Origin of the sequence: Nisaea denitrificans DSM 18348, from assembly GCF_000426505.1 — a bacterium.
Taxonomy (GTDB): domain Bacteria; phylum Pseudomonadota; class Alphaproteobacteria; order Thalassobaculales; family Thalassobaculaceae; genus Nisaea; species Nisaea denitrificans.
In genome coordinates this window covers 122,663-134,964 of the sequence record NZ_AUFM01000011.1, presented here as the reverse complement: position 1 = coordinate 134,964, position 12,302 = coordinate 122,663, and the positions used below count along the sequence as shown (strand labels likewise).

Annotated in this window: 11 protein-coding genes; 8 read left to right on the top strand and 3 right to left on the bottom strand. The window is 58.8% G+C overall.

Features of this window, described 5'->3' with window-relative positions; all coding sequences use genetic code 11:
* The first annotated feature begins 1 nt into the window (after position 1).
* The 3 genes from K328_RS0101410 to K328_RS0101400 are packed head-to-tail and all read left to right on the top strand — an operon-like array spanning position 2 to position 4,185.
* The gene (locus tag K328_RS0101410) at positions 2-937 is read left to right on the top strand and encodes an ABC transporter permease (RefSeq protein WP_028464437.1); all 936 of its coding nucleotides are present in this window, start codon (positions 2-4) and stop codon (positions 935-937) included.
* A gap of 16 nt (positions 938-953) precedes the next feature.
* Complete coding sequence (locus tag K328_RS0101405; protein WP_036553026.1) at positions 954-2,108, top strand: ABC transporter permease; 1,155 nt, start codon at positions 954-956, stop codon at positions 2,106-2,108.
* Positions 2,109-2,121: 13 nt separating this feature from the next.
* A complete protein-coding gene (locus K328_RS0101400; protein ID WP_036553024.1) occupies positions 2,122-4,185 on the top strand; it encodes a dipeptide ABC transporter ATP-binding protein in 2,064 nt (687 codons plus the stop codon).
* 103 nt (positions 4,186-4,288) lie between these two features.
* Here the strand turns inward: K328_RS0101400 and K328_RS0101395 are convergent, their stop codons facing one another.
* The gene (locus K328_RS0101395) at positions 4,289-4,765 is read right to left on the bottom strand and encodes a helix-turn-helix domain-containing protein (RefSeq protein ID WP_051284277.1); all 477 of its coding nucleotides are present in this window, start codon (positions 4,763-4,765) and stop codon (positions 4,289-4,291) included.
* Between the two features lie 477 nt (positions 4,766-5,242).
* On the opposite strand from K328_RS0101395, the gene K328_RS0101390 reads away from it, so the two are divergent.
* Entirely contained in the window at positions 5,243-6,793 is a 1,551-nt protein-coding gene (locus tag K328_RS0101390) for a trimethylamine methyltransferase family protein (protein WP_028464433.1), read from the top strand.
* 51 nt (positions 6,794-6,844) lie between these two features.
* Here the strand turns inward: K328_RS0101390 and K328_RS0101385 are convergent, their stop codons facing one another.
* On the bottom strand, positions 6,845-7,810 hold the full coding sequence (locus K328_RS0101385) for a fatty acid desaturase (protein ID WP_051284275.1): 966 nt from the start codon (positions 7,808-7,810) through the stop codon (positions 6,845-6,847).
* A gap of 129 nt (positions 7,811-7,939) precedes the next feature.
* On the opposite strand from K328_RS0101385, the gene K328_RS0101380 reads away from it, so the two are divergent.
* From K328_RS0101380 to K328_RS0101365, 4 genes are all read left to right on the top strand, one after another.
* A complete protein-coding gene (locus K328_RS0101380; RefSeq protein ID WP_028464431.1) occupies positions 7,940-8,800 on the top strand; it encodes a helix-turn-helix domain-containing protein in 861 nt (286 codons plus the stop codon).
* Complete coding sequence (locus tag K328_RS0101375; RefSeq protein WP_051284273.1) at positions 8,800-9,603, top strand: phosphate/phosphite/phosphonate ABC transporter substrate-binding protein; 804 nt, start codon at positions 8,800-8,802, stop codon at positions 9,601-9,603. Before K328_RS0101380 ends, K328_RS0101375 begins: the two co-directional genes overlap by 1 nt.
* Before the next feature lie 73 nt (positions 9,604-9,676).
* Positions 9,677-10,381: a glutathione S-transferase N-terminal domain-containing protein gene (locus K328_RS0101370; protein ID WP_028464429.1), complete on the top strand. Its 705-nt coding sequence runs from the start codon at positions 9,677-9,679 to the stop codon at positions 10,379-10,381.
* A gap of 27 nt (positions 10,382-10,408) precedes the next feature.
* A complete protein-coding gene (locus K328_RS0101365) occupies positions 10,409-10,957 on the top strand; it encodes a carboxymuconolactone decarboxylase family protein (RefSeq protein ID WP_028464428.1) in 549 nt (182 codons plus the stop codon).
* A 353-nt stretch (positions 10,958-11,310) separates the two neighbouring features.
* On the opposite strand, the gene phnE is transcribed toward K328_RS0101365, so the two are convergent.
* Positions 11,311-12,228: a phosphonate ABC transporter, permease protein PhnE gene (gene phnE / locus K328_RS0101355; RefSeq protein ID WP_084608039.1), complete on the bottom strand. Its 918-nt coding sequence runs from the start codon at positions 12,226-12,228 to the stop codon at positions 11,311-11,313.
* Positions 12,229-12,302: the final 74 nt, after the last annotated feature.

The following is a 12,302-nucleotide window of genomic DNA, read 5'->3' as shown; positions in this document are numbered from 1 at the left end:
TATGCTGGTATTCATCCTGAGACGACTGGGGGTCATGGTCGCGACCATGATCTGCCTGACGTTCGTGGTTTTTTATCTGGTCAATCTCGAGCCGAATCTGAAGAAGCTCGCGCTTGAACAGAACAACAACCGCATGACCGAGGAAGCCGTCGAAAGCTGGCTGCTGAAGGAAGGCTACAGGCGGCCTATCCTGGAGCGCTATGCCGTATGGATTGGTAACGCGGCAACAGGCGATTTCGGCTACTCTACCCGCTTCCGCAAACCGGTCGCAGAAGTTCTCGCTCCCCGTATCGGATATACCGGAACCCTGATGTTCTGGGTCATGATCACCATGGTGCCATCCGCCCTAGTCATCGGTGTGCTGGCTGGGATGAGAGAGGGATCGAAAACAGACCGGAGCCTCTCGGTCGTGGCCATCGCCTCAACGGCGACGCCCGAATATGTTTCGGGCATCCTCTTTACGGTTCTGTTCGCCTCCTGGCTCGGCGTCCTGAAGGGCGTCTCGAAGGCCGGAGGCATCGACTTCAACAATTTCGCGCTGCCCGTCATGACCATGGCGATTTACGGCACGGGATATATCGCCCGCATGACCCGCGCCTCGATGGCCGAGGTCATGACCGCACAATATATCCGCACGGCACGCCTTAAAGGCTTGTCGTTCAGAGCCCAGGTCTTGCGTCATGCGCTGAGAAACGCGCTGATTGCCCCCTTCACTGTAATCATGCTGCAGTTTCCCTGGCTCCTGACCGGCGTCGTCATTGTCGAGAAGCTGTTCAACTACAAAGGCTTCGGATGGACATTGGTGGAAGCCGCCGACAATAACGACATTGATCTGCTGCTTAGCTGTTCATTGGTGTCGGTCGTCGTCGTACTGCTCACGCAGCTCATTTCAGATATCGGGTACGCCTATCTCAACCCGCGCATTCGCGTGAATTGAGGGGGGAGATAAGGCAATGCTGGAATATATTGGATTCTTCGAAATCTGGGGAACAGTGATCAGCCAGTTCTGGCCGGTCTGGCTGTCTCTCGCGGTCATCCTCTCCGTTAGCTACTACTTCCGCCACAGCCTAAACCTCTACGGTCGCCTGTTCGGCAGCGCCATCGGCATGGTCGGGCTTGTAATCGTACTGTTCTGGATCACGACGGCTTTTTTCGCCAACTGGGTCGCGGTCTTCGATCCGTTGCAGCAGTTCGCCATGCTGAAACGCAAGGCGCCCGGGGTGATCGACGCTGAAACGGGCAAGGCCCTGCTCTTCGGGGCAGACAATCTCGGGCGGGACCTGTTCAGCCGGATGGTGCATGGCTCCCGCTTTGTGCTCATCATCGCGCCGGCGGCGACGTTGTTCGCCTTCATCGTCGGTATTACCATCGGCCTCCCGGCTGGCTATTACGGCGGCAAGATCGATGCGATCATGTCGTTCCTCGCCAATCTGGTGCTGGCTTTCCCGGTGATCCTGCTGTTCTACCTGCTAGTCACACCGGGCATCCGGGAAACCCCTATCCCCGTGGCCATGGCCGGGTTCTTCTTTATCTTCCCGATCATTTTCTTCAGCGTGCTGTTCTACAGCCGATACGCGACCCGTCCCGGATTGCTGACGATCCAGCTCATCTGTGTGCTTCTGATCGGCGGCTGGCTCTATTCAGGACTGGTCTTCAATGCCGACCCGCTGAGTATCATCACGCTTGAGCCGAACGAGCTGAACATCTTCGCCTCGGTTGTCTTTGTGAATGCGCCGACGGTGTTCCGTATCGTCCGCGGCATCACCATGGACATCAAGACGCGGGACTATGTCGCCGCCGCCCAGACACGAGGCGAAAACGCCTGGTACATCATGCTCTGGGAGATCCTGCCGAATGCCCGCGGCCCGCTGATCGTCGATGCCTGCCTGCGTATCGGCTACACGACGATCCTGCTCGGCACGCTCGGCTTCTTCGGCCTCGGCCTGGCGCCCGAAAGCCCTGACTGGGGATCTATGATCAACCAGACCCGGGCCTTTATCCGGATCGTTCCCACCATCGCCCTGCCTCCAACCCTGGCCCTCGCAATTTTCGTCCTCGGACTGAACCTGCTAGCCGATGGACTGCGCGAGCAGTCGCTGAAAGATTGAGGGAGGCACGACGATGACAGAACCGATCCTCGAGATTACGAACCTTTCGATCTCCTTCTTCGTTCGCGCCGGCGAAATCCCCGCCGTGATGGACTTCTCCTGCAAGGTTATGCCGGGTGAAGCCATGGGCCTAGTCGGTGAATCCGGTTGCGGTAAGTCAACGGTCGCTCTCGGCGTCATGCGGGACCTCTCCAACCGGGGAAAGATCACCGCCGGCTCGATCAAGTTCAAGGGGCGTGAGCTGACCACCATGAGCGAGAAAGAGCTGCGGAAAATCCGCGGCTCCGAGATCGCCATGGTCTATCAGGAACCGATGGCCAGCCTGAACCCCGCCATGCGGGTCGGCAAGCAGCTCATGGAAGTGCCGATCCTGCATGAGAACGCGTCAGTGGACGAAGCCTATGACCGGGCTCTGGAGATGATGGAACTGGTGCGGTTGCCCGACCCGGAGCGGATGATGGATTCCTATCCACACCAGCTTTCCGGTGGTCAGCAACAGCGCATTGTCATAGCCATGGCGCTGCTGTCAAAACCAGCCTTATTGCTCATGGATGAGCCAACGACAGCCCTCGACGTGACGGTCGAAGCGGGTATCGTCGATCTGGTGAAAGAACTCGGGAGCCGTTTCGGCACATCGATGCTTTTCATCTCCCACAATCTCGGCCTGATTCTCGAGACCTGCGACCGGATCACAGTGATGTATTCCGGTGAGGCAGTTGAGACCGGGTCCGTGAAAGATGTCTTTGACCGCATGCGGCATCCCTACACTCAGGGCCTGTTCCGCTCAATCCCGCTGCCGGGCGCGGACAAATATTCTCATCCCCTGGTCGCCATTCCCGGTCAGTTGCCACTGCCGCACGAGCGGCCGAACGGCTGTAACTTCGGACCACGCTGTTCTTTCTTCGAAGCTGGAAAATGCGATGTCGGCGAGATCCGGATGCATGATACCGGCATGGCTGAATCCCACTTCTCGCGCTGCGAGCGGGTGGCGGAAATCGATTGGGACGCGCCGCCTAAACACGAGGGCGTCGTCGAGGCAACGGTTCCGGGAGAGACCATCCTCTCGGTCGATGGCCTGAAGAAGTATTACGAGGTGGCCGCGAACCAGATGTTCGGCGGCGGCGAGACCCGCGTCGTGAAAGCCAACGAGGAAATCACCTTCTCGGCCCGCGAGGCGGAAACCGTCGCAATCGTTGGCGAGTCCGGTTGTGGAAAATCAACACTCGCTAAGATCCTGCTCGGCCTTGAGACCGCGACGGAAGGCACCGTTACCCTCGGCAACACCGAAATCGGCGGCACCGATATCGGCGACCGGGACACCGGCACCATCAGCTCCATCCAGATGGTGTTCCAGAACCCGTTTGATACCCTGAACCCGAGCCACACGGTCGGCTCCCAGATCGTCCGCACGCTTGAACGCTTCGGCATCGGTAATAGCCCGAAAGAGCGCGAAGACCGGATGCTGGAGTTGCTCGATCTCGTCAAGCTGCCCCGTGAATTCGCCAAACGCATGCCGCGACAGCTTTCAGGTGGGCAGAAACAGCGGATCGGTGTGGCCCGCGCGTTTGCCGGTGCGCCGAAAGTCGTGGTCGCGGACGAGCCGGTATCCGCCCTCGACGTCTCCGTCCAGGCGGCAGTGACAGAGCTGCTCATGGATATTCAGCGGGCTTCGCGCACAACAATGCTGTTCATCAGCCATGACCTTTCCGTCGTCCGCTATATAGCGGACCGCGTGGTCGTCATGTATCTCGGCCATATCGTGGAACAGGGCACGACCGAGGAAGTCTTCTCTCCGCCCTATCATCCGTATACCGAAGCCCTGCTTTCGGCGATCCCGATCGCGGACACGAAGGTGGTGAAGAAGCATATCGTGCTGGACGGGGACATCCCGTCCGCCATGAACCCGCCGTCCGGATGTCCGTTCCAGACCCGGTGCCATCACAAGAGCGAGGTCCCCGGGGACAAGTGCGAGACGGACCTCCCGGCAACACGAACGCTGACCGGCGGTCACCGGGTCAAGTGCCACTTGGCGGACGACATCCTCGACAAGATGGAGCCGGTTGTCGCCCTCGCCTGAACCAGAGCGCTGAGCCACGAAGCGCCCGAAAAAAGAAAGCGGGCGGCCAAAGGCCACCCGCTTCTCTCATTCAAGGGCCTTTTTTCCAGGCCATTGGGACTGTTTATGCGTCGCCCGGCAGAGCCTGGGAGACGGACTTCACCATTTCGGTGATGCGCTTGCGCACACCGACATTGGTGATGTTGTAGTAGGCACGAACCAGCTCGAGCGTTTCGCGCCGCGCCATAGGGTCGTTCGGCTTTTCCTCGTACTCGGTCGTCGAAGAACCAGACCGCACTTTGCGCGGAGAGTTCGCCGCCGTGTCGTCCGTCATATCATCGAAGAAGAAGCTGACGGGAACGTCGAGGATCTGCGCGATGTCCCACAGGCGGGATGCGCTGATGCGGTTGGAGCCGCGCTCGTATTTCTGGACCTGTTGAAAGGTAATATTCAGCGCCTCTCCCAGTTGTTCCTGGCTCATGCCAAGGAGAGTGCGGCGCAACCGAACACGCCGTCCCACATGGACGTCAATCGCGTTATTGTTCGTAACGCGATAGTTCGGATCATCACTACCATTCAGTGCTTGCTTTGCTGCGGCCATTCTCAGTCTCTAGCGGTTGAGTGAAGTTGATTCTCAGTCACGATATTCAAACATAGGACCGAGAGTGCCGGGTTTCTACAACGCCTCGGTGTTATTTCCAACAAAAACTAAAGGATTCGTAGAATAGCATCTGGTGACAATCAAATTAACACTAAACAAAATTAACTATAATTCTTAACTAGGTCTAACAATTTCACTTACAACTCAAAAATAAAGAAAATTACTCTTAATTTATCTTTGCTTTTTTACGTTGCCGCAACGAAGAGCCCGATATAGCGCGGTTTCACAGGAAGTAGAAATCAAAAATAGAGAGAAGAGAAATCTGAACGATCATTTCTCCATTCTGATTTCCATCACCTCTCGTTCCAAATGCGACCACCGATATTAACGTTTTGTCGCCGCATGGCTAGACAGTTACCCCCTCAAAATGGGCACCATTGAGGCAATAAAAAGGTCTTTTTGGAGGCGCCAATCACAATGACCGAAGCTCCAAGCCGTACAAGAAAGCGCGAACGAACAAGAAAACGCTCGGATTCGGCCGTCACGGATCGGAAAATCAGACAAGCGGAATGGCACCGGCTTCGCTCCCCCTATCCGCCAATGGGGATCATCTCGGAGGATGAGCTGGAGGCGATCCACACCGCGTCGCTCCGCATTCTGAGCGAGATCGGAATTGATTTCCTCGACCAGACGGCACGCGACATTTTGAAGCAGCATGGTGCTGAGGTCGAAGAAGGCTCAGAGCGCGTCCGCTTCGATCCGGCGATGGTGCTTGAATATGTGGCCAAGGCTCCTTCGGAATTCACGCTTCATGGCGGCCGGCCGGAACGGGACCTTGCCTTTGGCGGCAACAACATCAATTTCGCCAGTATCGCCAGTGCCCCCTTCTGCAGCGATCTCGAAGGTGGGCGCCGGGACGGCAATTACGCCGACTTCCAGAATTTCATCCGCATGGGCCAGACCGCGAACATCATCCATCTGTTTGGTGGCTATCCGGTCGAACCGGTCGACCTGCCGCCCCAGACCCGGCATCTGGATTGCCATTATTCCTTCCTGACCCTGTCCGACAAGGTGCATCACGCCTATTCACTCGGGCGACAACGGCCGAGCGATGCGATCGACATGCTGTGTATCGCCCGCGGAGAAACGCGCGACACTATTGTCGATCGGCCCGGTCTGCACTCCATCATCAACACCTCCTCGCCTCTCCGGGTCGACATGCCAATGCTGCAGGGCCTGATGGAAATGAGCAGTCATGGCCAGGCCATCTGCGTCACCCCATTCACCCTGTCCGGCGCGATGAGCCCGGTGACCATCGCCGGCGCCCTTGCCCAGCAGAACGCCGAAGCTCTCGCGGTCATCGCCTTTACTCAGATGATCCGCGCCGGTGCGCCGGTGATCTATGGCGGTTTCACCTCGAACGTGGATATGCGCAGCGGCGCTCCCGCCTTCGGGACGCCGGAGTATGCCAAGGCGGCTTTCGTCGGCGGCCAGCTTGCCCGCAAGTACGGGCTGCCCTACCGCTCGACAAACGCCAACGCCTCGAATGCCGTCGATGCGCAAGCAGCCTGGGAATCCATGATGTCGCTCTGGCCCGTTGTGCTTGGGCAGGCCAATCTGGTGATGCATGCCGCCGGATGGATGGAAGGAGGCCTCACCGCCTCGTTCGAGAAGTTCGTGACCGACCTCGAACTCCTCCAAGGGATGGCAGCGTTCCTGCAGCCGCTGGAGATCAACGAGGCGAGCCTCGGCCTGGATGCGATCCGTGATGTCGGCCCTGGCGGGCATTTCTTCGGCACCGCGCATACGCTGGAACGCTATGAGACAGCATTCTACCAACCGCTGCTCTCGGACTGGCGCAATTTCGAAAGCTGGGAGGAAGCCGGCAGCCCGGACGCGTTAACGCGAGCGAACCGGACCTACCGCGCCCTGCTTGAGGAGTTCGAGGCACCGCCAATCGACCCGGCGATAGACGAAGAGCTGAAAGCTTATATGGCCAAGCGGCGGGAAGATCCCCGGATCGAATAAAGGTCCAATAAAAACGGCGGCATTCAAATAAAGCCGCCGCTCTTTACTGGATCAATAATGAGGGTGTGCCGGGTGTTCTTTCCGCCGGAACAGCCACCGCCGCGCCACGTCCCGGTATCCTCGATAGACCCGCTCCTCGCGGCCGCCAGTCAGACGTCGCCGTAGAACTTCATAGCGCGGCAGTGCGTACCAGGGCACGCCCGGGCTGGCATGGTGCGCGACATGTAAATTGTTGTTCAGGAAGAGCAGCGCCAGCGGCGCTTCCGCTTCGACAATCGCTGTCCTGTCAACCGCTTCGGGCGCCGCGTGATGTTCGGCGAACGAGCGAAGCAGCAACACCCCCGTCCCCGGATAGGCAAAGCAGATTACATAGAGCCAGAGCGGCATGTCGCAGACCCCGACAATCCAGACCGCAAGCACGGCCAATCCAATGGCATGGCCGGTCCAATCCTTCAGACGCCCCTTTCCTCGCGAAAAGTCCCGCGCCTCACGCCAAAGAAACAGGCTTGCGACAAAGAGCGGACCGAGCACAAGCCGTCCAGCGAGCGTGTTCACGGCGCGATAGACCATCCGCCGCGGCTCGGAGAACCTGCTCCAAGCTTCGGGCGTAACGTAAAAGGATTCAGGATCCTCGATCGGATCGGTCAGATATTCGTTGCGGTGATGCTTGAGATGGCTGTCTCGATAGATGCCAAACGGCACCCAGAGCATCAGCGGCAGCCCGGCAAGCAGGGTATTGAGCCAGCCAATTCTAGTCGGATGACCGTGAATTGCCTCGTGCTGGTAACTCGCATGCCAGGCGACCACCGGCGCCCCAAGAAGGGGCAACAGCCATATAGGCAGTGCAGCATGCCAATAGGTCAGCGCGGCGAAAAGGCCGTGAATAACGCTCCAGAGTATGACGGTCTGCCACTCGACCGACGGGATGGACAGCGTAAAAGCCGAGTCAACATTACCAGGAGAAACAGGTACTTCCGGGACTTGCTGAGAAATCTGTGCGGGATGACGTTCAAACATGCTGCAAAGCTATGCTGCACCGCACAGCCGCAACAACGGGTGTTTGCGCTATTTTTGCAGCATTTGTTGACTATTTTTTCAATATGCAGATAAAACAAAACATTGCTTATTTTCCCATCAGGAACCGCCTTGGACCGCCGAGACACAGTCGAAATCTTCCGGACCCGCCTCGCGGAAAGCATGGAACGCGCCGGCATGAACCGGTCCGGCCTTGCCCGGCGTGTCGGCGTTGACCGCTCGACACTGTCCCAGTTGCTGTCACCCGACAATGAACGCCTCCCCCGCGCGGATACTGTTGCGGCCATCGCCTCGGCACTGCAGGTCAGCCTGGACTGGCTGCTCGGTCTGACACAGCAGGAGCAGCTCGGCGCCGAGATCCTGCAGCGCTCTATCCACATCACCGAAGCATCACGGGCTGCCGTCGACCGAAACATCGCCGAATGGCATGCGGAAGCCGCCGGCTACAAGATCCGCTATGTACCGAGCAACCTGCCCGATCAAGTAAAAACACCGGAGATCCTGGCTTACGAGCATGGCGTCGTTGAGGCGTTCGAGCGAGACAGCGCGCTGGAACGGGCACAGGACCAGCTCGCCTATACACGCCGCCCTGAAACCGATATCGAGATCTGTATGTCGCGGCAGGCTCTGGACGATTTCGCCGCCGGTGCCAGTATCTGGCACGATCTGGCCCCGGCGCTCCGATACGAGCAGCTGCGGTACATGCGGCAATTGCATGACGAGCTGTATCCCAGAATGCGCCTCTACCTGTTCGACGGACGTAGAGTATACTCCGCCCCACTGACCATCTTCGGCCCGCTGCGCGCCTCGCTCTTCCTTGGCCAGAGCTTCTTTGTCTTCAACACCACCGAACATATCCGCACCCTGACCCGCCATTTCGACCAGCTGATCCGCGACGCGGTCGTCCAGAGCCATGCCCTGGACGACTATATTGAGGGCCTGCTCTCGCGCTTTCCGGAACATACCGCCTGATGATTGCCACGCTCGACATGTACGACTTTCCGGAAACTCGGGAAGCGACGAACGCCTGGTGGGAAGCACTGGCGCGCGGATTTGCCGCTGAAAGCCTGACCGGCATCCCACAGCACCGCACCCGGTCAATGGAAGAGAGCGCCCCCTGGTCCGACCCGAACCTGTTCTTCACCCAGATCTGCGGCTATCCGCTGCGCAAGCGATATCGTGAAGCGCTGCGCGTTGTCGGCACGCCGCACTACCGGACGGAGGGATGCGACGGGCCGCGATATCGTAGCGTGGTGATTGTCCAGCGCGGCGCCGGGATTACGTCGATTGAGGCTCTTGAAGGTGCACGGCTGGCCTATAATGGTGCCCTTTCACAGTCCGGCATGAGTGCCTTCCGCGCCCTGCTTGCGGAACACGGGATCAAGCCAGGCATTTTTGGCGACGCGGTGTGCAGCCGCGGTCATCGGGCAAGTGTTTCGATGGTCACCTCGGGAGAAGCCGACACGGCCGCAATCGATTGCGTCACCTGGGCCCTGCTGCAGAAACATGCCCCACAGGAATGCGATGCGGTCGAGGTTCTTGCCAGGACACCTGATGCGCCGGGCCTGCCCTATGCGGTCCCCGCCAGCATCGATGACCAAACGCTTGCTGCTTACCGGCGCGGAATCGAACGGGCGATCGCCGACCCGTCCGCACAATCCGCCCGCGATGCGCTCCTGATCGACGGATTCTCTCCGTTGAACGATGCCGATTACGAAGAAATCGACGCCATGGAAACACGTGCGCGAGAGCGAGGACTGCCTTCCCTCTTCTGAGCTTGTTGCATCGCGCCTGGCACGGCAAGATCGCCGCCGGAAAGACAATCGCCGCTTGTGAGGGAAACACACCATGGCCATTACCTTTTACGATCTGTCCGCCAAGAATGGTGCCCGCTTCAGCCCCTTCGGATGGCGTGCCCGCATGGCCCTAGCCCACAAAGGCCTCGAGGCGGATGCAACGGTCGAACACGTTCGTTTCGGCGAAAAGGACAAGCTGGAATTCAGCGGCCAGAAACTCGTCCCGGTTCTGAAAGATGCCAACACCGTGATTTGCGATAGCTGGGACATCGCCTGCTATCTTGAGGAGAGCTATCCGGACAACCCCAGCCTTTTCGGCGGTGAGGCCGGTCGCGGCGCTGCACTTTTCATCACAGAATGGACCAACCGGACGATTAACCCTTTGGTTGCCGGATGCATCGTCCATGACGTCTATCTCGCCTGCGACGAGCGCGATCAGCCTTATTTCAAGGAGTCTCGTGAAGCACGCTTCGGGAAATCTCTGGAAGAAATACAAAAGGGGCGTGAAGACAGACTTCCCGACCTGCACAAGGCACTGGCGCCCGCGCGGGCCGTGATAGAGAAACAACCCTTTATCGGCGGCACGGCCCCGAGCTTCTCAGACTACGCACTCTTCGGAACGCTGATGTGGGCCCGGATATCCAGCCCGTTTGAACTGCTTGCCGAGGACGACGCGCTCTGGGCCTGGCGCGAACGGTTGCTGGACGCTCATGGCGGTGCCGCCCGCAAGGAAAAGCTCTGCGCAGACGCCGCCTAGGCAAAAGAAGAACTGGAAACCAGCACCATGTCACGTGTCCCCGCTCTCAAGCCCGCAGATATGTCCGACGCACAGCGGACAATCCACGATGCCATCGTCAACGGTCCCCGCGGCCGGGTCGAAGGCCCGCTCAAGATCTGGCTGCACAGTCCGGCCCTGGCCGACAAGGCACAGCAACTTGGCCAGTTTGCCCGGTACGACAGCACCCTCGAGCCGCGTCTCTCCGAGCTCGCCATCATGGTCACGGGCCGGTTCTGGGGCGCTCAGTTCGAATGGTCGGTGCATAAGCCCTTCGCCTTGAAGGCGGGTATCTCGGAGGAAATTCTGGACGCCATCCGCGACCGGCGCACACCGCGCTTCGAGAAAACCGACGAGCGTGTCGTCCACGACGTCTCCCGCGCCCTGCACGAAACCCACAAAATCGGCGACGCTCTCTATGCCGAGGCGGTCGAAGTGCTGGGTCAACAGCGGCTGATCGACCTTGTCGGCCTGCTCGGCTACTACACGCTGATCTCCATGACCATCAATGCGTTCAAGGTTCCACTCGAAGGCGATCAGGTGGCAGAACTCGACTGATTCCAATACCTTGCAGGGCGCACAAGAGGAATGCGCCCTGCAACCAGGGCAAAAGCCATTATTTTAATACTAAATTATTTTTCGTTTTTCGAACTGGTTAATATTGCGTTAACCACGATCCCGCGATATGATTGTCACCATTGAGTAGGAGAGTATACATGATAACTCTTGCGATGGTGATCGTGACTTGGTGTGTGGTCGCGCTTGTTGGTGGCGTTCTTCTTGGACGCGGTATCCGCGAGAATTAATTGCGGCGTTAGAGTCGGGACTTCAGTTTCCCGTTTTCACGCGTGCTTGCCGGTTCCTGCAACAATTTCCCTAATCCCGATTTCCTCAGTCGCCCGCCCCCGTCGTCAGAGGGGTCCGGCCCGCAGAACGATTTCGATTCCAACGATAATCGCCGTCAGCATCGCAAGATAGCCGACGAACTGCGCGTGATCCTCACCGTCGATCACCACTTTGCGCAACCGCGCGCCAAAAATGTCGAACAATGAGACAGTCGCCAGAATAATCAGCAGGATCGCGGCGCCCGAGCCGTAATCGAAGCCCCGCAGGGACTCCGACAACGACATGCCGATGCCGCCTGCCCCGACGATCCCCAGCACCGTGGCCGAGCGCACATTCGCTTCGAACCGATAGAGCGAAAAGGAAATCCACAGTGGCAGAACCTGCGGAATCACCCCGAAGACAATTTCATGCAAGCTCGTCGCCCCGGTAGCCCGGATACCTTCGACCGGCCGCGGATCGATGGCTTCAACGGCCTCGGAGAAGAGTTTGGCGAGTGTGCCCGTTGTATGAATGGCCAGCGCCAGCACCCCGGCAAGCGGGCCGAGCCCGACAGCCGCGACAAAAACCAGTGCGAAGACCAGCTCGTTGATAGCCCTGAACGCATCCATCAGGCGCCGCACCGGAAAACTGAGCCAGGTCGGGGCCAGGTTTGACGATGCCATCAGACCAAAGGGGACCGCGAACACGACCGAGAGGAACGACCCCCAGACCGCCATCTGCACGGTCTCCAGCATCAGATCGAGATAACTCCGCCAGTAACGGAAATTGGGCTCCAGAAAATCGGACAGCAACATCGCCATGTTACCGCCGCCGCTGAACACATCCCCGATACGGTTCATGTCCGACGGCACGAAGCTCCAGACCAGCATGATCAGGAAAGTGCCCCAGAGCAGGTAGTCGAACGCTTGCTCCTGGCGGCCACGGCCAGGCACGACGATGTCCTCAAGGCGGGGCTGGGTTCCGTTGGCGGCACTATTATTCATGGCTGACACTCATGGGACTTGGTTCCCGAAAAGAAGCGGGGGCCACATGGCCCCCGCATATCGGCCCGGCGAAA